This window comes from Evansella sp. AB-rgal1 (assembly GCF_041820985.1).
GTDB lineage: Bacteria > Bacillota > Bacilli > Bacillales > Salisediminibacteriaceae > Evansella.
The window spans coordinates 14,564-39,364 of record NZ_JBGUAU010000042.1 but is presented as its reverse complement, the minus strand read 5'-3'; the positions used below and the strand labels follow the sequence as shown (position 1 = coordinate 39,364).

24 protein-coding genes are annotated in these 24,801 nt (G+C 38.5%); 13 read left to right on the top strand and 11 right to left on the bottom strand.

Annotated features, from left to right (window positions below):
* From ACERII_RS23695 to ACERII_RS23655, 9 genes are all read left to right on the top strand, one after another.
* Positions 1-254 (top strand): hypothetical protein (locus ACERII_RS23695; RefSeq protein WP_373645459.1); only part of this gene is annotated, 254 nt, incomplete at its 5' end.
* A gap of 558 nt (positions 255-812) precedes the next feature.
* Positions 813-2,033, top strand: a complete 1,221-nt coding sequence (locus tag ACERII_RS23690) for a CapA family protein (RefSeq protein ID WP_373645458.1) — start codon at positions 813-815, stop codon at positions 2,031-2,033.
* A gap of 348 nt (positions 2,034-2,381) precedes the next feature.
* On the top strand, positions 2,382-3,971 hold the full coding sequence (locus ACERII_RS23685; protein ID WP_373645457.1) for an ABC transporter substrate-binding protein: 1,590 nt from the start codon (positions 2,382-2,384) through the stop codon (positions 3,969-3,971).
* Positions 3,972-4,067: 96 nt separating this feature from the next.
* On the top strand, positions 4,068-5,024 hold the full coding sequence (locus ACERII_RS23680) for an ABC transporter permease (RefSeq protein WP_373645456.1): 957 nt from the start codon (positions 4,068-4,070) through the stop codon (positions 5,022-5,024).
* Between the two features lie 58 nt (positions 5,025-5,082).
* Positions 5,083-5,982, top strand: coding sequence for an ABC transporter permease (locus ACERII_RS23675; protein WP_373645455.1), 900 nt, complete (start codon positions 5,083-5,085; stop codon positions 5,980-5,982).
* Between the two features lie 35 nt (positions 5,983-6,017).
* Positions 6,018-7,040 carry an ABC transporter ATP-binding protein gene (locus ACERII_RS23670; protein ID WP_373645454.1) on the top strand — a complete coding sequence of 341 codons (1,023 nt, stop codon included), beginning with the start codon at positions 6,018-6,020 and terminating at the stop codon, positions 7,038-7,040.
* The gene (locus tag ACERII_RS23665) at positions 7,015-8,064 is read left to right on the top strand and encodes an ABC transporter ATP-binding protein (protein ID WP_373645453.1); all 1,050 of its coding nucleotides are present in this window, start codon (positions 7,015-7,017) and stop codon (positions 8,062-8,064) included. Before ACERII_RS23670 ends, ACERII_RS23665 begins: the two co-directional genes overlap by 26 nt.
* A gap of 32 nt (positions 8,065-8,096) precedes the next feature.
* Positions 8,097-9,674 carry an N-acyl-D-amino-acid deacylase family protein gene (locus ACERII_RS23660; RefSeq protein ID WP_373645452.1) on the top strand — a complete coding sequence of 526 codons (1,578 nt, stop codon included), beginning with the start codon at positions 8,097-8,099 and terminating at the stop codon, positions 9,672-9,674.
* A 37-nt stretch (positions 9,675-9,711) separates the two neighbouring features.
* Positions 9,712-10,977 (top strand): M20/M25/M40 family metallo-hydrolase, encoded by a 1,266-nt coding sequence (locus tag ACERII_RS23655; protein WP_373645451.1) that lies wholly within the window; start codon positions 9,712-9,714, stop codon positions 10,975-10,977.
* Between the two features lie 66 nt (positions 10,978-11,043).
* Here ACERII_RS23655 and ACERII_RS23650 read toward each other — a convergent pair whose 3' ends face one another.
* The 10 genes from ACERII_RS23650 to ACERII_RS23605 all read right to left on the bottom strand — a co-directional run bounded on the left by ACERII_RS23650 (position 11,044) and on the right by ACERII_RS23605 (position 19,343).
* The gene (locus ACERII_RS23650; RefSeq protein WP_373645450.1) at positions 11,044-11,778 is read right to left on the bottom strand and encodes an MBL fold metallo-hydrolase; all 735 of its coding nucleotides are present in this window, start codon (positions 11,776-11,778) and stop codon (positions 11,044-11,046) included.
* A 23-nt stretch (positions 11,779-11,801) separates the two neighbouring features.
* Positions 11,802-12,593: an ABC transporter ATP-binding protein gene (locus tag ACERII_RS23645; protein WP_373645449.1), complete on the bottom strand. Its 792-nt coding sequence runs from the start codon at positions 12,591-12,593 to the stop codon at positions 11,802-11,804.
* Positions 12,568-13,608 carry an ABC transporter ATP-binding protein gene (locus ACERII_RS23640; protein ID WP_373645448.1) on the bottom strand — a complete coding sequence of 347 codons (1,041 nt, stop codon included), beginning with the start codon at positions 13,606-13,608 and terminating at the stop codon, positions 12,568-12,570. Before ACERII_RS23640 ends, ACERII_RS23645 begins: the two co-directional genes overlap by 26 nt.
* On the bottom strand, positions 13,608-14,405 hold the full coding sequence (locus ACERII_RS23635) for an ABC transporter permease (protein WP_373645447.1): 798 nt from the start codon (positions 14,403-14,405) through the stop codon (positions 13,608-13,610). The genes ACERII_RS23640 and ACERII_RS23635 overlap by 1 nt, the downstream gene beginning before the upstream one ends.
* On the bottom strand, positions 14,402-14,662 hold the full coding sequence (locus ACERII_RS23630) for an ABC transporter permease subunit (protein ID WP_373645446.1): 261 nt from the start codon (positions 14,660-14,662) through the stop codon (positions 14,402-14,404). Before ACERII_RS23630 ends, ACERII_RS23635 begins: the two co-directional genes overlap by 4 nt.
* Before the next feature lie 34 nt (positions 14,663-14,696).
* Positions 14,697-15,365 carry an ABC transporter permease gene (locus tag ACERII_RS23625; protein WP_373645445.1) on the bottom strand — a complete coding sequence of 223 codons (669 nt, stop codon included), beginning with the start codon at positions 15,363-15,365 and terminating at the stop codon, positions 14,697-14,699.
* Between the two features lie 15 nt (positions 15,366-15,380).
* Positions 15,381-16,958: an ABC transporter substrate-binding protein gene (locus ACERII_RS23620; RefSeq protein WP_373645444.1), complete on the bottom strand. Its 1,578-nt coding sequence runs from the start codon at positions 16,956-16,958 to the stop codon at positions 15,381-15,383.
* 94 nt (positions 16,959-17,052) lie between these two features.
* Positions 17,053-17,964 carry a MurR/RpiR family transcriptional regulator gene (locus ACERII_RS23615; protein WP_373645443.1) on the bottom strand — a complete coding sequence of 304 codons (912 nt, stop codon included), beginning with the start codon at positions 17,962-17,964 and terminating at the stop codon, positions 17,053-17,055.
* Positions 17,948-18,688 (bottom strand): HAD family hydrolase, encoded by a 741-nt coding sequence (locus ACERII_RS23610; protein ID WP_373645442.1) that lies wholly within the window; start codon positions 18,686-18,688, stop codon positions 17,948-17,950. The genes ACERII_RS23615 and ACERII_RS23610 overlap by 17 nt, the downstream gene beginning before the upstream one ends.
* 382 nt (positions 18,689-19,070) lie before the next feature.
* On the bottom strand, positions 19,071-19,343 hold the full coding sequence (locus ACERII_RS23605) for a DUF4190 domain-containing protein (RefSeq protein WP_373645441.1): 273 nt from the start codon (positions 19,341-19,343) through the stop codon (positions 19,071-19,073).
* A gap of 201 nt (positions 19,344-19,544) precedes the next feature.
* Here ACERII_RS23605 and ACERII_RS23600 point away from each other — a divergent pair, with 201 nt between their 5' ends.
* Positions 19,545-19,730 (top strand): hypothetical protein, encoded by a 186-nt coding sequence (locus tag ACERII_RS23600; protein ID WP_373645440.1) that lies wholly within the window; start codon positions 19,545-19,547, stop codon positions 19,728-19,730.
* Between the two features lie 507 nt (positions 19,731-20,237).
* On the opposite strand, the gene ACERII_RS23595 is transcribed toward ACERII_RS23600, so the two are convergent.
* A complete protein-coding gene (locus tag ACERII_RS23595) occupies positions 20,238-21,434 on the bottom strand; it encodes a DUF418 domain-containing protein (RefSeq protein ID WP_373645439.1) in 1,197 nt (398 codons plus the stop codon).
* A gap of 158 nt (positions 21,435-21,592) precedes the next feature.
* Between ACERII_RS23595 and ACERII_RS23590 the strand changes: the two genes are divergently transcribed.
* From ACERII_RS23590 to ACERII_RS23580, 3 genes are all read left to right on the top strand, one after another.
* A complete protein-coding gene (locus tag ACERII_RS23590; protein ID WP_373645438.1) occupies positions 21,593-22,309 on the top strand; it encodes a response regulator transcription factor in 717 nt (238 codons plus the stop codon).
* On the top strand, positions 22,306-24,051 hold the full coding sequence (locus tag ACERII_RS23585) for a HAMP domain-containing sensor histidine kinase (RefSeq protein WP_373645437.1): 1,746 nt from the start codon (positions 22,306-22,308) through the stop codon (positions 24,049-24,051). The genes ACERII_RS23590 and ACERII_RS23585 overlap by 4 nt, the downstream gene beginning before the upstream one ends.
* Positions 24,052-24,232: 181 nt before the next feature.
* On the top strand, positions 24,233-24,781 hold the full coding sequence (locus ACERII_RS23580) for a DUF6241 domain-containing protein (RefSeq protein ID WP_373645436.1): 549 nt from the start codon (positions 24,233-24,235) through the stop codon (positions 24,779-24,781).
* Positions 24,782-24,801: the final 20 nt, after the last annotated feature.

The window sequence follows — 24,801 nt, the reverse complement described above, 5'->3', positions numbered from 1 at the left end:
ATTCCTTGAACCCGCACATAAATTCGCTCAACCCGCACATATATTCTGAAAAATTCTATTTCCAGGAGATTTCATGGGTTGTATATCCGAACATAATAGAAGTGGAGATTGCTTTTCTCTTTCCTAAGCTGAATTTCATTGTAGATTTAGAGATAAAGAGAAGAGCGAAAGGCTTGTTTGCGGTTGCAGTACGTTCCCATTCTATTAATACTGAAACACTAATCAAATCAATCGAGGGGATAGGGAAGCAGTGACTTACCGTATTGCTTCCAATTGTAATTATTCTAAAAAGAAGCAGTGAGAACCGTCCCCACTGCTTCCCCACTGCTTCCCCACTGCTTCTTCATGTTACAAAATCTACCAGAAAACTTTTCTGATTTGTAAGGGTTTTCTTGCTTATTTTATAAGGGATTGGAAAATAATGACTCTCGATTTAGCTCATTTTTCTTCTTCCTTCTCCTTGTACTGTCAGATAATTTAGTTTATTATCGATCAATAAATACAGGATGCTAATTACCTACGACACTCTATTCTTTTTAAACATCTTTTTTCTTATCCATTCGCTCTGAGTATCGATTTATAGTCTTTCAATCAAGTAGGGTCAATGATCCTAATATCTAGTCTATCCCTTCACAATATATACCAAAATAAAGATTATAGTAATGTAAGAAAAACTGTCTATAACAAATTCCTTGTAAGATTATATGCTTACTATGATTTAGGGGAGGTGCGTCATTATTAATAGAAAAACGACTTTTGTTGCTACTGGTGATGCTTTTATTACAAGAAATCTTCCGTTACCTAATAAGGAAATGGAAAAATTAATAAACCTTATTCAAAGAAACAATGTGCGATTTACCAACTTAGAAACGACTATTCATAATAATGAAGGGGTTCCAGCAGCAGTTAGTGGCGGTACATGGGCAATGTCTCCTCCATCTGTTTTAGATGACATAAAGAAATATGGATTTAATTTAATTGGATGGGCAAATAATCATTCCTTAGATTATGGTTCGGAAGGGTTACATGCAACTGCTAGGTATTTGGATGAAAAAGGTTTCGTGCACGCTGGCGTTGGAAGGAATTTATCAGAGGCTAGCGATCCGAAATATTTGGATACCCCAAGTGGCAGAATTGCTCTTATTGCACTGACGTCCACTTTTCATGAATCAAATGTTGCTGGAGAACAACGTCGTAATATGGTTGGAAGACCAGGTATTAATCCATTACGACACAAGAAAACAATGTTTATTTCAAAAGATAAGATGAATATTTTAAAGGAAATCGCGAACTCAACGGCCATTAACGCAGTAGAGGAACTAGCGATGAAAGATGGTTTTATGAAACCGTACGAAGATGGCAAATTCTTATTTGGAAACTATGATTTTGTTGAAAGTGAAGAAGAAGGAGCAACTACGGAACCATCTGAAAAAGATGTAGAAAGAGTGGTTCGTTCCATTAAAGAGGCAAAGCGGCAAGCTGACATAGTGTTAATTAGTCTTCATGCACATGAGATGGAAGGTTATAAGCAGGAAGAACCAGCAGAATTCTTACAAACCTTTTCAAGAAAATGTATTGATGAAGGAGCCGATGCTATTATCGGTCATGGACCACACATCATACGTGGTGTTGAAATATATCAGGGTAAACCAATTTTCTATAGCCTAGGAAACTTTATTTTTCAAAATGAAACTGTTCCAGAATTACCAGCAGACTTTTACGAAAAGTATTCATTAACCAACGACCATACTGTCGCTGATGCATTTGATACAAGAAGTGAAAATAATACCATTGGATTTGCAGTGAAAGAAGGTATTTGGCAATCTGTCGTAGCGGAATGGGTAATGGAAGAAGGCAAAGTAACGGAAATTCTACTTCATCCAATAGAGTTGGGATTTAAGCAGACAAGAAGTGAAAAGGGCTGGCCTATATTATCTGAAAAGAGACAAATATTAGAAAACTTACAAGGGTTGTCGGAAACATTTGGTACAAAAATAGAAATTAATGAAAACATTGGTAGGATTACTTTGTGATAGGAGTTGAGAATAGGTCGTTATCTACAATCGAGAGGACCCATACCATAATACTTACATTTAGAATACATCTTACATGATATCGATGATACTGCATATAAAATTGTCGCGTTGGAATCATCGCAGCAATTCGTGCATCGTTCCAATCAATAGTAAGAGAAAATGTTGCAGTCAATCCACAAGACTAAGTAGTTCAATTTAAATGACTTTCCATATGGGGGAAAATAACCAACCCATTTACTTATTTAATAAGAAAGTTCTCAATAAAAAAGAATTTTTAGGAGGTGAGGGAGGGGGAGCATTTTACCAAAAGTAATTAGTATTTTTATAAAAAAAAGGAGGAAGAACATGAAAAAGACGGGGGTATTACTAATAATATTGATGTTAGCAATTATTATCGCAGCGTGTAGCGAAAATTCTTCTACAGGTGAGGGAAATTCAACAAACGATAATAATTCAGGAAATAATGAAATACCTGACGTGGTTGTCGGTGGAGAGTTACGCATTGCATTAAATACGCAGCCGCCATCACTTGATCCCCATGTTAGTACAGCGACTGCAACAAGAGATGCAGCTCGACCAATTTTTGAAACACTTGTATCGTTAAACTCAAACTATGAAGTAATGCCAATGCTTGCAGAGCGTTTTGAACAATCAGATGATGGGTTAGTAACAACTTTTTACTTACGTGAAGGAGTAAAATTTCATAACGGTAAAGAAATGATAGCAGAAGATGTTGTTGCGTCACTAGAGCGTTGGATTACACTATCTGGAAGAGCAAGGAATGCAATTGGTGATGGAGTATTTGAAATCATTAATGATTACGAGCTCACTTTAACATTACCAGAACCATCTGTTGGTGCACTGCATGTTTTAGGGGCGCAAGGACAATACGGTGGGATTATGCCAAAAGAGATTGTTGAAAATGCGCCTAATGATGGTGTAGAAGAGTTGATTGGTACAGGACCATTTGAATTTGTTGAATGGAGACAAGACCAATATATACATTATAAACGATTCGAAGATTATACTTCACCAGAAGGTACGCCAGATGGTTTAGCTGGATCTAGAGAAGCATTGGTTGAGGATCTTTACATTGATATTGTGGTTGATGGATCTACTCGTGTAAATGGTGTGCTTACTGGACAATACGATATTGGTATTGCAATGCCACAAGATAATTTTGACCAATTAAATGCACAAGTTCATACCGAAACAGCCCTAGCTAGCGGAAGCGCCTTTTTGTTTAATAAAAAAGAAGGTCTGCTAACAGATCCAGAGATGCGTAAAGCACTAAATATGGCTTTAGATTATGATGAAATTATGTTAGCTGGTTTTGCTAGTCCTGAATTTTATCGATTGTCTCCTGGTATTATGTTCCCTGAACAAGCTGATTGGTATACTGATGCAGGGAGCGACAATTATAACCCGAACGATCCAGAATTAGCAAAACAATTATTTGAAGAAGCTGGATACAACGGAGAATCATTCCGTATTCTTGCTACTCGTGACTATGATTATATTTACAATACAGCTGTTGTAGTCCAAGCGCAGCTTGAACGAATTGGCGTTAACGCTGAAGTTGATGTGGTTGATTGGGCTACTATGGTTGAATTACGTTCAGATCCATCAAAGTATGATGCGTTTATTACAGGGTTCTCGACCGTAACAGACCCAACACAGCATTTAATTTTTGATCCTAATTGGCCAGGTTGGAACGATGATGAATATACTTCAGAACTAATTGAGAGTATTAGAAAATCTGCAAATCCAGAAGAAGCTTATGATTATTGGGAAGAGTTACAGCGTTATACATGGGAAGACCATTTACCATATATTCGCTTTGGAGATTTCTATGATCTATTTGCCCATACAAATGATGTTGTTGGATTTTCTGTATTTGAAGGAGTTATTCCGTGGAATGTAGGTAAAAAATAAGTTCTTTATGTAATACAATACACAATTCTCTTGCCCACCCAACTGTAGGGTGGGCAAGGCTATATCTACCAAAAAATAAAAGGAGGCGTGTCTGCGGTGAAAGTATATCTACTAAAACGTATTTTGTCGCTTATTCCAGTATTGCTTGTTGTATCAGTTGTTGTCTTTATGATTATTCACCTCACTCCAGGTGATCCAGCAGCAGTGATTTTAGGTCCTGAGGCATCCGAAGCAGATAAAGAAAGCCTGCGTGAACAGCTGGGTCTAAACCTCCCACTATACCAACAATATTTTTCATGGATGGGAGGAGTTGTTCAAGGTGACTTAGGTACTTCTATATTTATGAGGAAATCTGTATTATCAGCCATTTTTGATCATCTAGGACCTACTCTTTCCTTAGCGATATTATCACAATTAGCAGCTATCTTACTTGCACTTCCTTTGGGGATTATGGCAGCAAATCGTCGAGGAACCTTAGCAGATCAAACGTTTATGGGAATCTCATTATTAGGGTTATCAGTTCCTAACTTTCTACTTGGATTATTTTTAGCAATCATTTTTGCGGTGAATCTAGGATGGTTACCCGTAGCAGGCTATCAACCATTAAGTGCTGGTCTTTGGAATCACTTGAAATTTTTAATTTTACCAGCCATTGCCCTTGGTACAGCGCAAGCTGCCCTTATTGCAAGGATGACTCGTGCTTCTATGTTAGAAACTCTTAATGCTAATTATGTGAAAACGGCTCGTTCGAAAGGTTTGCGTGAACAAATAGTTATCTATAAACATACTCTTAAAAATGCTTTTATCCCTATTTTGACCGTTATAGGGCAAACATTTGGAACACTTGTTGCAGGGGCGGTAGTAACAGAAACAGTGTTTAACATTCCAGGGATTGGTCAACTAATAATTAACTCAGTAGAGCGCAGAGATTACTCGGTGATACAAGGTACGGTTCTTTTTATTACGGTGTCCTACGTGTTTATTAATCTAATTGTGGATTTATTATATGGTTTTCTTGATCCACGTGTTCGCTTAGAAAACATAGATTCATAAGAGTAAGAGAGAGTAATTAATAGATAGAAAGAAAATAGTGAAAGAACGGAGGCTAGTTATGGAGGCTACAATAAAAGAACAAGAACTTTCTGAAATAAAAAGTAAGATAAATAATCAAAGAAGGAAACTGTTCTTTCAGAGATTTTTATTAAACAAGCTTGCGGTAACAGGAAGTATTATCATTATTGTTACTGCACTTTTTGCATTATTAGCCCCTTTCCTTACTTCATATACGCCTTATGAAATGCAAGTTGCAAATCGATTACAACCACCTAGTGGGGAGCATATATTTGGAACAGACAACTTTGGACGGGATTTATTTTCAAGGGTGGCATATGGAGCACAAGCATCAATGGGTGTAGGAATATCTGTAGCATTTATCACTAGTTTACTAGGATTAATCATTGGGCTATTATCTGCCTACTATCGTATCCTTGATCATGTATTAATGAGAATCAGTGATGGAATGATGGCTTTCCCTGCAATCTTACTTGCTATTGCAATTATGGCTGCATTAGGACCTCGATTAGAAAATGTCATCATAGCGTTAAGTATTGTTTATACCCCATATGTTGCTCGTGTTGTTCGTTCAGCTGCATTAGTTATACGAGAACAAACGTTTATTGAAGCGATGAAAGCCCAAGGTGCATCCAATATGCGAATTATATGGGGGCACATCGCGCCGAACACGCTATCACCATTAATCGTTCAAGCAACATTTATTTTTGCAGATGCCATTATTATTGAGGCGGGTTTAAGCTTTTTAGGAGTTGGAGTTCCGACACCAGACCCTAGTTGGGGGAACATTTTATATGATGGAAAATTAGTGATTTATAATGCATGGTGGATGACGTTATTCCCAGGTATCGCGATTATTTTATCCGTTTTAGGTTTAAATCTATTTGGGGATGGCCTTCGAGACTTGTTGGACCCTAAGACAAATAACGCTAAAAAATAAATGCCCAACCATTTATGAAAAGGAGGAGGGTTTGTATGAGTAGTCATCTTCTTGAGATCAAAAATTTAAAAACGCATTTCCGAACCGAAAACGGCCAAGTAACATCTGTAAATGGTATAAACTTTCATGTGGACGATGGAGAAGTGTTAGCCGTCGTAGGAGAGTCGGGATGTGGAAAAAGTGTGACTGCACAATCTATTTTACGTCTTTTTGAAGAAAAAGGAATGACAAAATATGAAGGGGAAATAAATTATAAGGGTGAAAATTTATTGAAAGTTCCCCTTACTAAAATGCGGAAAATTCGTGGCAATGACATTTCTATGATTTTTCAAGACCCGTTAAGTTCTCTGAATCCTGTTTTTACAATTGGACATCAAATTGTTGAATCTCTCATGCTTCATCAAAAACTATCGAAAAAACAAGCATATAAAAAAGCGGCTGAAATGCTTAAATTAACAGGGATACCAGACCCTGAAAAGCGTGTTCACGAATACCCTCATGAATTATCTGGTGGAATGCGTCAGCGTGTTATGATCGCCATGGCACTTGCTTGTGAGCCAAAACTCTTAATTGCAGATGAACCAACAACGGCACTTGATGTAACAATCCAAGCTCAAATACTAGATTTAATGATTCAGTTAAAAGAAGAAATAGGAATGGGTATCATATTAATTACTCACGATTTAGCTGTTGTAGCGCAATATTGTTCGAGAGTGGTGGTTATGTATTTAGGGGAAATAGTAGAAGAAGCTGACGTGCACACGTTGTTTTCAAAGCCACTCCATCCTTACACACAAGGATTAATGAAGTCCATTCCACGCATGACTGGTGATCGCACTGAAAAATTACACATTATCGAAGGGACGGTACCATCTCTAACAAATGTTCCAAAAGGTTGCCGCTTTGCACCAAGATGTCCACATGCGGATGAAAAGTGTATAGAAGAAAAGCCACTCTTTGAAAAAGTGAATGACGATCATCTCGTCATGTGCTGGCATTATGAAGAGATTGCTAAGAAAGAGGTGGATAACCATGTCACAGCAACAGACGTTAAATAATGCTGAGGTTTTGCATAATCGTGTGGATGATAATAAAGAACCCAAGAAAATATTAGAAGTGAAGGGGCTTAAAAAATACTTTCCTGTTAAAAATTCCATTGGTTTAACGAAAAACTATGTGAAAGCAGTAAATGGAGTTTCCTTTCATTTAAAAGAAGGAGAAACATATGGATTAGTAGGGGAATCTGGTTGTGGAAAAAGTACCCTTGGTCGCACATTACTTCGATTAACAGACAATACTGAAGGAGAAGCAATTTTTCAAGGGAGAGATCTATTTAAATTAACGAAAGAAGAAATGAGAAAAATACGTTTAGAGATGCAAATGGTATTCCAGGATCCATATTCTTCTTTAAACCCTAGAAAGCGTATTGGGGATATTATTGAGGAACCAATGCGTATCCATAATATAGGAACAAAATCAGAACGGATAAAAATCATCATGGAAATACTTGAAAAAGTTGGATTACAGCCTGAACAATTTTATCGATATCCACACGAGTTTTCAGGAGGCCAACGACAACGAATTGGTATTGCCCGTGCATTAGTTTTAAATCCGAAGTTAATTATTTGTGATGAACCCGTTTCTGCATTGGATGTTTCGATTCAATCACAAATTATCAATTTATTAGAAGAAGTTCAAGATCAATTTAAATTAACGTATTTATTTATTGCTCATGATCTAAGTGTTGTTCGTCATATTTCTGATCGTATCGGTGTCATGTATTTAGGGAAAATGATGGAGGAAGCTAATACGGATGATTTATACGAGAACCCGTTGCATCCTTATACACAGGCACTTCTTTCTGCAGTGCCACATCCAGATCCGACGATAAAGAGAGAAAGAATAGCATTAACTGGAGAAATCCCATCACCATCCAATCCACCCTCAGGCTGCATTTTCCATACACGGTGCCCGTATGTGATGGATGAATGTAAAACGACGGAGCCAGTAATTAAAGAGATTCAAAAGGACCACTTTGTTGCGTGTCATTTGCACAAAACTAGTTATTTAGATGAATCATAGTTTTATAATAAGATTTTTGGAGGTGTAGCGGCTTGAAAGTAGATATTCTCATAAAAAATGGGTTAGTAGTAGATGGCAGTGGTACTCCAGGAAAAATAGCCGATATTGGAATAAAAGACGATAAAATCATGATAGCTGATGAATATTCTGATTGGTTTGAAATAATAGACGCTTCAGGTCTCGTTGTTGCTCCCGGCTTTATTGATATTCATACTCATTCAGATTTAACTCTGTTAGTAGACTCTAGAGGTGCGAGTAAAATATCTCAGGGTGTCACGTCAGAGATTATTGGAAACTGTGGGTTATCTACAACGCCTTGTTCCCCTGAATATAAAAACGAGATTAAAGATTCCTGTTCGTTTTTATATGCTAATACAGTTAACTGGACCTGGAACAGCTATTCCGATTATTTGAATGTATTTAAGGAGCAAGGAATCTCATTAAATGTTGGTTTTTATATTGGACATGGTACCCTTCGTGCAACTGTAATGGGCTATGATAACAGAAAACCCACATCGGAAGAATTAGATCAAATGAAGGCGTATATTGTTGAAGGGATGACTCAAGGTGCATTAGGACTAAGTACAGGATTAATTTATCCTCCGGGCTGCTATGCAGATACGGAGGAAATTGTAGCATTGTGTAAAGTTGTTGCGGATTATAACGGTGTATATTCCACTCATATGCGTGACGAGGCAGATGGATTAATGGACTCGATTGAAGAATCATTGGAAATTGCTCGTCGTGCTAATGTTTCCCTGCAAATTTCTCACTTAAAAGCGGTGGGTAAACAAAACTGGGGAAAAGTAAAGGATGCAGTGAAACGGATAGATGAAGCAAGAAAAGAGAACATTGATGTTCATTACGACTTTTACCCATATAGTGCAAGTTCTACGTATTTAAGTTCTTTATTACCTAGTTGGGTACTAGATGGTGGTTGGGAACAAGCGGCTAAACGGATTACTGACGTGACAACTAGAGCTAAGATTTCCTCTGAAATAATGCAGGATTTCAATGAAGTTATGATTGCTACGGTGAACACAGAAGAAAACCGCCGTTTCGAAGGAAAAACGATTAGTGAAATGAGTAGTGTCCTGGAAAAAGAGGAAAAGGAAGTATTTTTTGATTTATTAATAGAAGAAGAAGGCGCTGTGTCCATGGTGAAATTCTCTATGAATGAAGAGGATGTGATCAGTGCCGCATCTGGAAAACATGCCATGGTAGGTTCTGACGGGTTTGCTATTGCAACAGATGGACCTTTAGCAACTGGGAAGCCGCACCCGCGCAGTTATGGTTCTTTTCCACGAGTATTTTCAAAGTATCAAAGAGAGTTACAAGTTTTGACGATAGAAGAGGCAGTGAATAAAATGTCTGGTGCTCCAGCCAATAAATTAGGATTAAAAGATAGGGGGTATATCAAACAAGGTTTTATTGCTGATATTGTGATATTTGACCCTTTGGAAATCAGAGATATGGCAACTTTCTTAGATCCTCATCAATATTCAAAAGGGGTTCAAACTGTCTTTCTTTCTGGTAAAAAAGCATATGAGAATGGAACATTTCTTGACCCTAAGTCAGGTGTTCTTTTAAGACCTAATTGGAAAAACTAGATCTCACTTTCTTAAAATTACTTTAGGGGGATTATATATGATAGATAAGAAGGAATCAGGGAATGAACAAGAGGCGAAGGTTACTTCAATAGAAGTGGAAAAAGTGTTCAATCTTCTAGCGAATGAAGAATCTATAAAACAAGCTCTCTCCTATATTCAAACGGAAAATGATAATACGACAAAAGATCAAATTGAAGTGACAGAGATACCTGCACCTACTTACTTGGAAAAAGAGCGGGGAGAGTATTATAAAGAACGTTTGATCTCGTTAGGGTTAGAAGACGTAACGGTTGATGAAGTAGGGAATGTTTTTGGGAAAAGACCAGGAAAGGGAGATGGGCCAACCCTTGTAGTGTGTAGTCATTTAGATACTGTTTTCCCAGAACATACAGACACGAAAGTGGTGTATAAGGACGGCAAAATATATGCACCTGGAATTTCCGATAATGGACGTGGTTTAGCGGTTGTTTTGACCTTAATTAAAACACTTAATCATATTGGTTTGGAAACAGAGGGTGATATTGTGTTTGGTGCAACAGTTGGGGAGGAGGGGCTAGGCGATTTGTGTGGGGTGAAAGCATTGTTTAAAGAGAGGGAGGATTTAGACGGATTTATATCAGTAGAGCCTGGTGATCCTTCCAGTACGATTTTTTTAGGAACAGGGAGTCATCGATACCATGTTACATACAAGGGGCCTGGTGGTCATAGCTTTATGGCTTTTGGCTTACCTAGTGCAATCCATGCGATGGGTCGAGCGATTGCTTTCATTTCTGATATTCAAACTCCATCTGATCCGAAAACAACCTTTACTATTGGTATGGTTGACGGTGGTACTTCTGTTAATACCATTGCTCAAGAGGCTTCGATGCTGGTGGATATTCGTTCTACTTCAAAGGAAGAGCTTCTAAGTTTAGAAGAAAAGATAGTAGCTTTCATTCATCAAGCTGTAAAGGATGAAAATGATCGCTGGAATACAGACAGCATCTCTGTTGATCTAAAACTAGTAGGAGATCGTCCGGCAGGTGTCCAGTCACCTGATACGGCAATAGTGCAATCATCTTTAGCCGCCTCAAAGGTTCTAGGATCTACCCCAACCCTAGCACCTTCAAGTAGTACTGATTCAAATGTTCCCATTAGCTTGGGAATCCCAGCTGTTACATTAGGTGGTGGAGGTGAATCAGGGGGCATTCATACACTCGATGAGTATTTTGATCCCACGGATGCCTATCAAGGTGTTCAGAAAATATTTCTAACAATGATTGGTTTAGTAGGAGTCTCTGGTGTGAGTGAGCCTCTACTTTAGGTGCCTGTCTCCACTCGAATTTTGTCGAAAAAGAAGCAGTGAGAACCGTCCCCACTGCTTCCTCTTCTATAGTTCGACTGTTAACCCAGACTTGGCTAAGTGGACGGAACCGGAAAATTCTTCTTTGGCCATTCTTAGTAGTTCTTGGTGATCACCAAAGTGTGGTAGATGTGTTAGAATGAGCTTCTCTACTTGGGCTTGCTTTGCTAAGCTCCCCGCGAATTCTGGGGTAGAGTGTCCGCTTAGATGTGCATAATCACTTTTGTATAGAGAGGCTTCACAGAGTAGAAGATCTGCCTCTTTTGTGAAAGGTACGAGCTCGTCACACCAATACGTGTCACCAGTATAGACCAGATGTTTCTCTCCATTCGAAATTCTCATGGCTAAACATGGAGCGGGGTGTACTGTTTCACAAAAGCTAACTTCCCAAGGTCCAATTTTTAGATCCATCCCAGCTGCAATTTCAAAGCCTTTCGTCACATCGCGAAAAGTGAGACGTTCAAACTGATCTGTATCTTTTGAATGTCCATATATAGGGAAGACTTCTTGTTTTTTTCCTAAGTGTTTATTTATTAGCATGTTGTACTGTAAGCTACCAACATCTGCTATATGATCATGATGGTAATGTGATAGTATTAGTGCATCTAAGTCGGAGAGATCGATATAGTTTTGTAATTGGGATAAGCAACCACTACCGCAATCGATTAACAGTGTAAAGTTTTCCTCCTCTAGTAAATAGGCTGAGGTAGCTGCATTTTTTTCTGGATAGGCTCCCCAGTATCCTATGATCGTTAGTTTCATATAAACTACTCCTTTGTCTAAAGCTATAACGCGCTGTCGATTAAGCTTCTAGTATAGTCATGTTTAGGGTGTTGAAAGATGTCTGTTACATATCCAGTCTCTACTAATTCTCCTTGACACATCACGATAACTCGGTCAGAAATGTATTGAACCACCTGTAGGTCATGAGAGATAAAGAGATTACTAATGTTGTATTTTTCTTGGAGATCCATAAGTAGATTTAAAATGGTAGCCTGAACAGATAAATCTAGAGCAGAGACAGCCTCATCGCAAATTAAGAGTGATGGCTGTACAGATAACGCTCTCGCAATGGCAACTCGCTGACACTGCCCACCACTTAAGTGGCGTGGATAGGATTTCAAAAAGGAAGGGGATAAGCCAACGTCATTCATTAACTCCTTCGCTCGATCAATCCTCTCCTTTTTCGTAGAAAATATCTTTTGAGAATTCATTGGTTCAAGTAAGATCTCCTCGATGGTTAAGCGAGGATTTAATGTATCATAAGGATCTTGGAAAACAAATTGAACATTTCTTCGGTACTTTTTGAATTCGTCTCGATTTAGTGTCTCCAGAGGTTTTCCATCATAAAAGATCGTTTCAGGTGGGGAGGATTGTAAGCCTCCTATACATTCCCCTAGCGTAGACTTTCCACTGCCACTTTCTCCTACGAGACCTAGTGTCTCCCCTTTTTCTATCGTCAGATTTATGTTTTTCAACACATGAAGAAGCTTTCTTCTTTCAAAAAAGAACTGCTTTGGAAGGGTAAAGGACTTATTTAATTGCTGAACTTTAATTAATGGTTGTTGTTTGCTCATGTCTTCTCTCCTCCAGGACTGCCTTTCCAACAATGTTCATCTTATCAAGGGGATGGTGACAAGCATATTGGTGCACAAGACCATGGACAAAATGTCTGCCGCCTTCCATAAGCGTAGGAGGGAGCGTCTCACAGTCATCTGTCGCATAACTGCAACGTGGCGCATAAATACAACCAGATTTACTGGCAGTTATATTCGGTAGGGTACCAGGAATCCCTTTTATTCGTTGCCCCTTTATGGCATGATGTGGAACGGCTTGGAGCAAATCGTGAGTATAGGGATGACGAGTATTAGAGAAGACATCATCTACTTTACCGTATTCTAATTTTTCCCCACCATACAAAAGCAGAATAGAATTTGCTATATATTTAATAGCAGCAATATCATGACTGATTAATATGAAGGAAATATTAAGGTCACGACTAAGGGTTCGGAAAAGGTCTAAAATTTGTTTTCGCACGGTAGCATCTAATGCGGTAGTTGCTTCATCAGCGATCACAATCGATGGCTGATGAATAACGGCAATTCCAATGACGACCCGTTGCTTCATTCCTCCACTTAATTCGTGAGGGTATGCTTTGAAAACTCTTTCAGGTTCGGTAATTCCCACTTGTTCAAGAATCGCCAAAGCCTCCGTTTTAGCAGTAGAGCGGGAGACAGATTTATGGGCTAAGTAAGCATCCATTATCTGTTCTCCAATTCGGATAACGGGGTTTAATGCAACCGCTGGATTCTGAAAAATGAAAGACATTTCTTTTCCGTAAATGTTTCTCCATTCTTTCTCAGGAAGGGTTTGAAGATTTTGATTTTTATAGGTTATGGTTCCTCCACCGATTCGAACCTTAGGTGGAAGGATATTCATTAAGGCCTTTGCCGTTAATGTTTTTCCTGAACCAGATTCACCAATGATACCCAGAATCTCTCCTTCTTCTAATGAAAAGCTTACTTCTTTTACGGCAGGGAGCCATTTTTTTCCCACAAGAACTTCTAATGATAACTGATTTACTTCTAGCATTATGATGTAGCCTCCTTCTGTTTCTCAGCTAAACCATCGCCTACAAGATTAAACCCAACTACTGCTATAAAAATGACGATACCAGGTATGATCGGATATAATGGAGCAACTGCTAAGAATCCCTGTGCTTCATTTAGCATCCCTCCCCAACTTGGATGTGGAGGTTGTACTCCTAAGCCTAGAAAGGAAAGTGCTGTTTCTGTTAATATGCCTGTTCCTAGTGCCATCGACATTTGTACTCCGATACGAGGTAGTGCAGCGGGGATGAGGTGGGTGAAGATGATTCTTCTTGCCCCAGCATCATAGGAGTGCGCTGCTTTTATATATCCGAATCCTTGTGCTTCTAAAACAAAGCCGTACATTAGGCGGGAAAAAGCAGGGATGCTAAACACCGCGATGGCAATAAGCACATTGTATATTCCTGAACCTAGTGCTGCTACAATAATCATTGCTAATAAAAGGTTAGGGAAGGCAAAAAATCCATCCATCATCCGCATAATGAGCTGACCCACGGTCCCTTTTACGTAAGCTGCTGTGGCACCTAACATACAGCCGATTAGCATACCAGTACCTACCCCACCAAAGGAAACAATGAAAGCACTTTGAGAGGCTAATATAATTCTACTAAGAACATCTCGTCCATATTGATCCGTTCCAAGCCAGTGGACGGCGCTTGGTCCTGCGAAGCGATCTGGAATATTCATTTCTGTTGGGCTGTGTGGAAGACCAATAAAGGAAACGATCACCATTAGGAAAAGGAGTAGCAACATAGCACTTCCGATGTATAATGATTTCATGCGCTCACCTGCTTTTCCCCTTGTAATGTAATTCTTGGGTCTATTTTTTTGTACAGTAAATCGACACATAGATTTATCAAAATGACAGTTGATGCAAAGAAGATAACTAGCCCTTGTAGGAGAAATAAATCTCGTTGTTGAACCGCGATAAGAAGTAATCTCCCTAAACCAGGTAAAGTGAAGATTTGCTCCATGATGATGACGCCACTGATGAGGCTCATCACTTGTAGACTTAAAATCGTTAATGGACCAATCAAGCTGTTTCGAAGGGCATATTGAAGATATCTTCTTCTATCTGATAATCCTTTTTGTTAACGAAAATGTCATATAATCCTTCTCCAAGACCTCTAAAAGAGAGGCGCGGATCATGCGAATTAGTACAACTGCTTCTGCAAGTGCTAATGTTAGTGCTGGTAAAAATAAGGTTTTCAGGTGTGCAAATAGTCCTTCCGATAAGGGAACATAGCCGCCTGGTGGGAACAATGGAAACATCACCGCAAAAAGTAAAATAAACATAATTCCTACCCAAAAGTTAGGAACGGCAATCCCAATTTGGACAAACGCTTGAATAAGTGAATCCCAAAGGGACCCTTTTTTTGCAGCTGCGAAAACTCCAACGGGAACGGCAATGATAACTGCCATTATAATCGAAAGTAACGTTAACGATAGGGTCATTGGTAACCGCTTTGCAATAATTTCACTGACTGGTTGTTTATATAGAAAGGATTCTCCCAGATCTCCTTGGATAAAGGAAAAGAACCAATCTCCGTACTGTTCGTACCATGGACGGTCAAATCCATATTGGCGGCTAAGCTCCTCCGCCACATGGGGAGGAGCTTCTGTGCCAAGCATGAGTTTTACGGGATCACCCGGTAAGAAAATCAGGACAACAAATGATAAAAAGGAAACGATCAAGATTAAAAATACGGCTGATACAAGTCTTTTTCCAATATAATTCATGTTAATCACCTAGTTTTACTCAAAATAGACATCCTTTAAGTGAATGATTCCAATTGGGAATGATTCATAGCCGTGAACCGTGGAATGAACAGCTGTTATTCCTTTTGTTGATTGAAGATAAACAGCTGGAACTTCTTCTGCTAACGTTTGTTGAACAAAAGCATAAAGTTCCTTTCTTTTCTCCAGATCTAGTTCCACAACAGCGTCTGCAATTGCTGTATCTACGTCTTCGTTTACATAATTAAAGTAATTCTCTGCATTTTCCATGCGATAACGATTTAAAAATGCGTGTGGATCTAAACGTCCTGTATGAGAGATAACAGTGAGATCATATTTTCTTCCTCTATAAATATCCTCTAACCAGATTCCCCATTCGACGATTTCAATTTTTACATCGATTCCAATTCGGCTTAATTGATCTGCAATAATTTGTCCTGCATTAACATGGACGTCGTATCCTTCTGGTAAGGATAACGTTATTTCAAATCCATCTGGATATCCTGCTTCAGTAAGTAATGCAACTGCTGCATCCATGTCATAAGGTAATACATCATTTGTATCCACATAGAAAGGACTTAATGGTGGAAGGTGGCTCCCTAACGCATCTCCGAACCCCCAGCTTGCCCCTTCGATAATATCTCCTTTGTTAATTGCCTTGGATATTGCTTGTCTTACTCGTACGTCATTTAGAGGTTCACGTTCATTGTTCATTGCCATTAGCTGGACACTGTTTTGTGAAGCGCCTTGCATTTTCAGGTGAGGAAGATTCTCAAGCTGTGGTAACTGCTCTCCAGATACTCCGCCGATATGAACAACTTCCGATTGTAAATTTGCCATTAACGTACTTGCATTTGGAATGATTTCAAAGCGAACTTCGTCCAAATGAGGTTTTCCAGCTTCATAATAGTGCTCATTTTTGACTAATTCGATATATTGCTGTGGTTCCCATGTAACTAGTTCAAATGGACCTGTTCCATACAACTTTTCGTCATCTTCAAGGTGTACGATGGCAGACCAAGGATTTGCCAATTGAGATAAAAAGGTGGCATCAACAGATTCTAGCTCCATGGTTATTTCTAATTCTCCAGTTGCTTCATAGTTAATGATATTTGCATACTCACCAACTCGTGGGCTGTCTTCTTCTTTTAATCTGTCTAACGTAAATACTACATCTTCTGCCGTGAATTCTTTTCCGTTGTGGAAGGTAACCCCTTCTTGTAAGGTGAAAACCCAAGTTTTGTTATCATCTGACATCTCCCATTCTTTAGCTAATTGTGGAACTAACTCTCCTTGAGGAGTAACGCTAACAAGCGTCTCATAAATATTGTGGGAAACCTGGAAAGTAGATGCTGATACAGTTCGATGAGGATCTAAACCGTCCACATCATTTGCTATGGCAAAAATAAGACGACCACCTTCTTCTGTAGCATCCTCGTCGGGTTGTTTCGATTCTTCGCCAGATGGTTGAGAACCGTCATTTCCTTGACTAGAGGCAGGTTCCTTTGCAGTAGTGTCATCCGAGTTACAGCCTGTTAACAATAAAGAGAAAACGATTAATGCAAAGAATAAATAGTTCTTCCACGTGAATTTCATAAATCAATCAATCCTCTCATTTTTAATTGTTTCATTAGGTAACCGAGGGTTGTTCCTCCGTTTCCAAATGGCTGAAGGAACTCTTCCTTTTGGTCTATGATTTCGTTACACCAAATGTTTGGAAAAGTTGTTCATGGATTTTCAGTTGTTCTTTAACTCTAGTAGGATCCTGATGTGCAATCGTTTGTATAATCATTTGGCTAATAAGTAAAGGGGTCACATAGGAATCTAAGAAGCCTTGTGACTCTGTTGCTGCTAGTAAAGCAATGTCTACGTTATTGTAAGAAGGACATAACGGTGAATCGGTAAAGATAACACAGGTTGTCTCTCTTTTTCGTGCTTCCTCAATCATTTTTTCCATTGTTCGTGAGTATCTTGGAAAGTGCACACCTAGTAATACATCCTCTGAATTCATGAAGGCGAGATGCTCGGTGACCTCATTTTGCGAGGTAATGAGAGTTGCATTTCCTAAAACAAATTGCAGTTGATAATGAAAGGAAGTTGCAACAGATAATCCCATTCGCCACCCAACAACATAGATTCGTTTTGCATGACGTAAAAAATCAGCTGTTTTGTAAATAGATTGCTCTAAATCAGATGTGAATGTATGTTGTATGTTGTTTAACTCGATATCCAAGGACTTTTTCATCAAGGAGTCCGTTGGAAGAAGACTAGATTTTTCTAAACGGCGTAACGTTCTATTTTCTAATTGTGCTTCTTGTAGTTCTCGTTTCATGTCTTGAAAACCAGGGTAACCAAGTACGGTAGATAAACGGTGTACGGTTGCATCGCTTACGCCTGCACAAACACCTATTTCTTTTACGGACATAAAAACAGCTTTGTAAGTATTTTTTTCCAACCAAACAGCAGCCTTTTTTTGTGCAGTACTGAGACTAGGAAAGGTATCCTCCAGTCGACTTTGAAACGTAGGTGTAGGTAGCTGCGATAATGATTTTGACTTCGTTTGCGATTGTGCATTTTTCTGTGGCTTAACTTCTGGAAGCATGACTAAATTCTCTCCACTGATTGTGTACGAACAAATCTACTAAACTACGAGTATCTGGAACGATATAGTTGTGGTCAAGTTCCTCGATTCCTTGTTTTTCAAATGGATTTAGTAGAATCGTATCTATTTCAGCTTGTTTAGCACCCACAACATCGTCATAATAATTGTCACCAACATACACGATTTCTTCTGCAGGCATTCTCATTTTAGTGATTAACTCGTGAAAAATACGTGGATCTGGTTTTTCGCAACCGAATTCGTCCGAAATAATGCAAGTCTCAAAGTAAGGCGTTAATTTCAAATGGTCCAGAAAGTATCTTGCACTTTTGTCCCAATTAGATAAGAGAGCTAGTCGGTAGCTGTTATCTTTCAAGGTGGTAAGGACGTCATGTGTCCACGGAAACACCTTCCAATATGGTTCGGGATCTTGTTCACGTTGCTCTTTCATGTAATTTGTTTGTTCAATTATGTCAAATGTCTGATGTAATATGTGATTCACATTTCCTACAAACCAAGGAAAGTGCTGGTTCCAACCGTGTGATATAACCTTTCGGTACTCGCGCATAAAGATTTTGTCTACTGCATGGAAGGCCTTCGTTATTTCTGATACGTTTAGGGTTATTCCCTTCGATTGAGCGTAACTATGATAGTGGTTTACTCTGTCGTTTGTAACGAGTGTATAGCCAAGATCAAAGGCAATAACACTTTTTCCATTTAATTGCATCCCATCACTCCTCGATATTTTCATTCATGTGGTAGTTTACATTCTATTGTGTAATAGAAATTTCAAAAGTTAATTAGATGAAATATCTGTTACAAGTCATATTATAGGTATCGATTATTGAGAGGATATGAAGCAGTAATAAAGGTGTCGTAAAAAATACGAATGATATATGTACAGAGTAAAGGCAATATGAAGGAAGCATTGGGGAAGCATTGGGGACGGTTCTCTCTGCTTCCTTCGTTTAGCGAAACGAAATAGTTTAGGTGGCTATAGTAGTAATTATTAATAATTCGAGGGAGAAGGCGTGGGAAAGTTGAGGGCCTTTGAAAGGATAGACAAAGAAACGCACTTATTTTTTGAAATAAGTGCGTTTCTTTGACCTTTAGATACTTCCTAGGAAAAAAATGAATATCCAAAATAAGAATTTAAGAGAAATTGTAACAATACCTAGAATTAGTGCAGCTTTTGCGACTCCAGTCTTAACGGTACCTTTCATCCCTACGACACCAAATATGATTGCTAAAACACCAAATATGTACGGTATGAAAGGTATAAGATTTAAAACAACCCCTAAGATACCCATTACTAACCCTGCTGTAGCCAACCCATTGGAAGGCTCATGCTGTATAATGATTTTTTGGCTATTTTCTGTCATATCTTTCCTCCTTATGAAAAATGTTCAAGCTTTCCTACAAAGAGATAAGAAGATAAATGAACATACCTTTTACAAACCAATCATAAAACTTCTGGAAAACTAGGTAGCTACCATTCTAAATGTATTCCAAATATTTTCTAATATCCCTTAAAAAGTTATTTCAATTACAATAATATCCAAAATACAAGAGAAACGGAAGAGGTGAATTGGATTTCTTACAATCGTAGTGCGATTAATCAAATGCTCCCGTATCTGAAGAAGCAATGGGGACGGTTCTCCTTGCTTCCTTCGTTTAGCGAAACGAAATATAAAGCTGCAGACAGGGCAGAATATGGGCATGGTTCTGCTAGTTACAACCAAACTGCTGCAGTCTTTTCCTACTTATAGTGTGAGAGAGTCAAAGACTGAGGAAGGGGGGAGCTTTTGAGGCTCTGCATAAAGCTAGAACCAGATATATCCTCCCAATCGGCGAAAGTGCACATATATTTGCGTGATCCGCACATAAGTAAGGAATTCGCACATATATTCGTCCAACTCGCACATATAAGTTGGGAAATCGCACATATATTTATTCAACCCGCACATATAATCGCCCAACTCACACATAAAATCTGATATTGTACCCATATTGGTAAACAGTTTAAGAGATCCACACATAAAAGTAAGGAATTCGCACATATAAGTAGGAAACTCGCACATATATTCGTCCAACCCGCACATATATTCCATATGGACAGCTTGCGAGATATGATAGTTTCATTGGTGACAATACTGCAAGGTTTATGGTGGTCAGCAGATACTTACCCTATTGCTTCCAATAATAATTATTCTAAAAAGAAGCAGCGAGAACCGTCCCCACTGCTTCCCACTGCTTCCCACTGCTTCCCCACTGCTTTACGCGCCGATTGGTTTTTCTTTTGTAGGTGTGTGTTTCGGTTTTGGTCTTCCTGATAGAGAGAAGTAGGTTACACTTCGGACGATGCGTTCAATTGGTCCTACCTTACAATATTTTAGATAGTATTTGCTGAGTAAAGCTTGAATGAAATAGGTAACTAGACAGAGTAGAAAGCCATAAAAAACCCCTAGTTTTCCAAAGAATCCGAACCCATAACCGTAAAAAATAGTGGTAAAGATTACTGTTTGTACTAGGTAGTTTGTGAGAGACAACCTACCTACATAGCTAAACCAAGGGAATAAAGCATTCTTATTCCATGCTATATAAAGATAAGAGACAAGAAAGATGTATCCTAGAGATAGGAGTGTGGATCCAGCTGTAAATGCGATTCCAGTCCAATCTTGGTTTGGGAGTAAATAGTATAGTGCTTTAAAAATCAATCCTATTGGCAATAAAATAGTACCCTTTTTGTAAAATCCTATCTCTTCTGTTGGTTTCGTGAACCAACCTTTCTTAGCGGCGTACATCCCAACTAAAAATGGGGGTGCAGTAATGAAAGGAACTAATAAGAAAAGGATCACGATTAGCTCATCTGTTAGTCCTAATGCTTCTAAAGGATCAACATTATTCCGGAAATCTTTCACCTCTAGATAAGTACCTTCACTATAAACTTGGTTAGCGTCATTAATATATTCGTTTATTTTATCAGGATCTTCCACAATAGAGCTTGATACAGACCCATATCCCATGATCGATAACGCTGTAAATAGAACAATAGCCCAAACAAGGATCGTTTTTGGTTTTCTCTTCAAAAACAAGAGTAGGAAAATCCCCGCTAATCCGTAGGAGAATAAAATGTCGCCCTCCCATAAATAAGTACCGTGTAGAAAGCCTAAAACAACAAGGAAAAGAAAACGACGAAAGAACGTTCTTTTTACCCCTATCTGATTTAGCTCTAAATTCTCCTTCATTTTTATTAACCCAAATCCAAATAAGAAAGCGAAGATTGGCATGAAGCTCCCTTCCACGCTTATTTTTAACAATGTATGAAAGGTGGAATCAAAAGAAGACAGGGGAAAGGTGATCTCATCCTTTCCGTACATCCCATATTGAAAAATTAGCATATTTGCTATCAAAATACCCAGCAGACTCAAGCCTCTAATGGAATCAATTAATTGTATCCGTTCTGTTTTCATCGTAACCCTCTTCTCTAATTTATTTTACCTCTTCACTTTACATAAGGAACATGAATAGAAGCGAAAGCGTAGATAACAAAAACCTTACTATTTATCTCATTTTCGTAAGCTGTTCGTAAGGTATATATGCTAGGATGTTGTTGAAGGAGAGTGAAATCGTGAGGGGTCAAGTAATAGTAATTGTGGAAGATGAGGTAGCGATAGCAAAGATGGTAAAGACTGTATTAAGGAAGGAAGGTTTTTCCGAAATTTATATCGCTGAAACAGCATCACAGGCACTGGCTTTGGTGGAAAAACAGAGAGTTGATTTTATTCTGTTAGATGTCATGCTTCCAGATAGAAGTGGATTTGACATTTGTCCAGAACTGAGAAAACTATCGAATGCCTATATTATTTTTTTAACTGCAAAAGTTTCCGATTTTGATAAACTCACAGGATTCGCTATTGGTGCAGATGATTATATAACAAAACCGTTTAACCCACTTGAAATCGTCGCGAGAATAAAAGCGAAAATTCGTAGAGACGGAGCTGTTACAACAAAGGAAGAACAATCGACAAGGAACTTAGTGTATTCTTGTGATCGATTCGCTATAAATGAGCAAGGTGGAGAATTACTTATTGATGGGGTGGTGACACCATGTCCTGCGCAGGTCTTTCATTTACTTCTTTATTTTTGTAAGCATCCTAATCAGGTTTTTTCAAAAACGCAGTTGCTAGAAGCGGTATGGGGAATGGATAGCTATGTAGATGATAACACTGTCATGGTACATATTCGTAGAATTAGAGAAAGAATCGAGATAGATCCCAGTGATCCAAAATATTTACTAACAGTTAGGGGCCTGGGCTATAAGCTGATCAAGGAGAGTAATACATGAGAAGAACAAAACGAAGATTAGCAGCCCGTTTCACAGTGCAATTTATCATCTTTTTTATTCTGGCTGTTGTCATTTTTTCAGGGGGAATCATAGCGTTTTCTAATTTTCTATATAAAGAAGAGTTAAAACGTAATTTTCCAGTTGGTGGTTTAGAAGGGATTATTAATGAGGCTACCATTTCAGGTGATGGTATTTCTTTATACTCAGGCTGGGAAACACTACTGAAAGAAAAAGAAATGTGGCTTCAAGTATTGGATTATGAAGGTCAAGTCATTTACTCCATAGATGCACCTGAGGATCTCCCGAACAAATATAACTTTCAGGAACTAATAGAAATTGATAAAACGAAACGGTTTAACCAATACAAAGTGTTTTATGCCATTGATACCTATTATGAAAATCCCTATTATTACCTATTGGGTTATGCCAATCATTACGGTGATTTATTAGAGTCTTGGGTAAGTGAATATAGTCAACACATTCAAGATAATAATGAAGAGAAACGAAATGAATTAGCTAGAGAGGTAAAGAAGGTTGATAGTAGCTTGAAAATTCTTGATGCCTATGGAAATATCGTTACTAGATTCGGAGAGTCCAATATGGAAAACAAGAGATACGGTTCTGTAGAAATATTCTCCTACCATGTGGGAAAAGGGGATATAGCAAAAGAGATTTCTTCATATTATGATGAAAATTCTAACAATACATGGTTGTTATTATCGGAAAGGGAGGAAGGCTTCTCTTATGACAGTTTTCTTCGAATAGTCACGATTACCTTACTTCTAGCAGCTGTTATTATTTTGTTGTTAGGAATTATTTTCACTGCATGGCATGCAACTAGTTATGGCAGACCCTTATTTTTATTTGTTACATGGCTTGAAAAGCTTGGGAAAGGAAACTATGATGAGGTACTTCACACAATGAATGGAGAAAAAATCGTAACGAAGAAAGGGAAAATAAGTGGGAAGTACAAGCTTTATGAAGAGGTAATTCAAGCTTTTAAAGAAATGGCAGAAAAACTAAAGTTTTCAAAAGAGGAAAGGGAACGATTAGATAAAACGAGAGAAGCATGGATGACGGGTATCTCTCATGATTTGCGCACGCCGCTAACTAGCATCCAGGGATATAGTCATATGCTAGAAAGTAATCAGTATGATTGGACGAAGGAAGAACTTCAAGAGATTGGGCTAACGCTGAGAGAAAAAGGCGATTATATGTTAAAACTTGTAGAAGACTTTTCGCTAGCATTTCAACTAAAAAATGGTGCAGTTCCTCTTGAGAAAGAAGAGGTGGAATTAGGGGAGTTTATTCAAAGGATCCTATTATTAGCAAGCGATGATGTTTATGTTAGAAAAAATCAGCAAATCATTTCCTTTGTGGTAGAGGAGCCGATCCATACTAACATAGATAGGAATTTGTTTGAGCGTATGCTTCTAAATATTATTTACAATGCGATAAAGCATAATCCTCCTAAAACGAAGATTAATATTAGTCTAACAAAGCATGATGACTGTATTTATCTAAAGGTTGAGGATAATGGAGTTGGAATGGACGAGGAGACGAAAAATTATTTATTTGAACGTTATTATCGAGGAATCAATACGACGGAAAAAACGGATGGAACAGGACTAGGCATGAACATTGCCAAAGGAATTATTGAGGTGCATGGTGGTGAGATAGAAGTGGAGTCACAAAAAGATGTAGGAACTAGTATCAAACTGAGTTTCCCAGTGCCTAGTTAGGTAGGGAGGTAGGTATCACTCGTAATTTGGTGTCTGTCACCGAGTTGAATTTTGTCGAATAGGAAGCAGTGAGAACCGTCCCCATTGCTTCAAAAAAATTGGTAAATCCGCCACTTTTTCTCCTTCAATACGTCTATAATAAGAAGAGAGAATCTCTGTTGATAGATAGGGGCGTTTTAGGATGAATAAAATACAATGGATTAGTGTTGTTGTTCTAGTTGTTGTTATTGTAGGTTATGGTATGTTCAGTTTTTTTCAACAAGAAGAAACTCAGGGTGACGCAGATGAATTGGAGGAGAATCCTATACCGGATGATTCTGACGAAAGAGAACAAGAGAGTGACTCGGAAGAAGAGGAAGTAATCATGGGGGGTATTCCAACAGCAGAAGAGGTAGAAGAAGAATTCCCACTTGATTTACCTGCGCAAGCGGTTGAGAACAACATACATTGGATGTCACATCAAAAGGTGTATGCGGATGAAAAGTGGGGGAAAATGCGCATCACGGAGGAACGGATTGATAGATTAATAGAAGTAGTGGAAGCGAATAGTTTTCGTCATGAAGGACTGTATCTTAGCATCTTAAAACGTTGGCAAAATGGTGATTTTAGTAGAGCTGTGGAAGACCATAATGACATCTGGAAATTACAAGGAGGCACGATAGGCAAGGCAACGAGGTTACTTACCGAGGAAGAAGAAAGAATCTATATAGAAACACACTATAGAGAGTAGGAAGCAGCGGGGACGGTTCT

Bases quoted from the DNA above. Each gene is read 5' to 3' on its own strand.
- ACERII_RS23690 (WP_373645458.1), top strand. From the start codon at position 813: ATGGAAAAATTAATAAACCTTATTCAAAGAAACAATGTGCGATTTACC.
- ACERII_RS23685 (WP_373645457.1), top strand. From the start codon at position 2,382: ATGAAAAAGACGGGGGTATTACTAATAATATTGATGTTAGCAATTATT.
- ACERII_RS23675 (WP_373645455.1), top strand. From the start codon at position 5,083: ATGGAGGCTACAATAAAAGAACAAGAACTTTCTGAAATAAAAAGTAAG.
- ACERII_RS23670 (WP_373645454.1), top strand. From the start codon at position 6,018: ATGAGTAGTCATCTTCTTGAGATCAAAAATTTAAAAACGCATTTCCGA.
- ACERII_RS23665 (WP_373645453.1), top strand. From the start codon at position 7,015: ATGTCACAGCAACAGACGTTAAATAATGCTGAGGTTTTGCATAATCGT.
- ACERII_RS23655 (WP_373645451.1), top strand. From the start codon at position 9,712: ATGATAGATAAGAAGGAATCAGGGAATGAACAAGAGGCGAAGGTTACT.
- ACERII_RS23650 (WP_373645450.1), bottom strand. From the start codon at position 11,778: ATGAAACTAACGATCATAGGATACTGGGGAGCCTATCCAGAAAAAAAT.
- ACERII_RS23645 (WP_373645449.1), bottom strand. From the start codon at position 12,593: ATGAGCAAACAACAACCATTAATTAAAGTTCAGCAATTAAATAAGTCC.
- ACERII_RS23640 (WP_373645448.1), bottom strand. From the start codon at position 13,608: ATGCTAGAAGTAAATCAGTTATCATTAGAAGTTCTTGTGGGAAAAAAA.
- ACERII_RS23635 (WP_373645447.1), bottom strand. From the start codon at position 14,405: ATGAAATCATTATACATCGGAAGTGCTATGTTGCTACTCCTTTTCCTA.
- ACERII_RS23625 (WP_373645445.1), bottom strand. From the start codon at position 15,365: ATGAATTATATTGGAAAAAGACTTGTATCAGCCGTATTTTTAATCTTG.
- ACERII_RS23620 (WP_373645444.1), bottom strand. From the start codon at position 16,958: ATGAAATTCACGTGGAAGAACTATTTATTCTTTGCATTAATCGTTTTC.
- ACERII_RS23615 (WP_373645443.1), bottom strand. From the start codon at position 17,964: ATGCTTCCAGAAGTTAAGCCACAGAAAAATGCACAATCGCAAACGAAG.
- ACERII_RS23610 (WP_373645442.1), bottom strand. From the start codon at position 18,688: ATGCAATTAAATGGAAAAAGTGTTATTGCCTTTGATCTTGGCTATACA.
- ACERII_RS23605 (WP_373645441.1), bottom strand. From the start codon at position 19,343: ATGACAGAAAATAGCCAAAAAATCATTATACAGCATGAGCCTTCCAAT.
- ACERII_RS23595 (WP_373645439.1), bottom strand. From the start codon at position 21,434: ATGAAAACAGAACGGATACAATTAATTGATTCCATTAGAGGCTTGAGT.
- ACERII_RS23585 (WP_373645437.1), top strand. From the start codon at position 22,306: ATGAGAAGAACAAAACGAAGATTAGCAGCCCGTTTCACAGTGCAATTT.
- ACERII_RS23580 (WP_373645436.1), top strand. From the start codon at position 24,233: ATGAATAAAATACAATGGATTAGTGTTGTTGTTCTAGTTGTTGTTATT.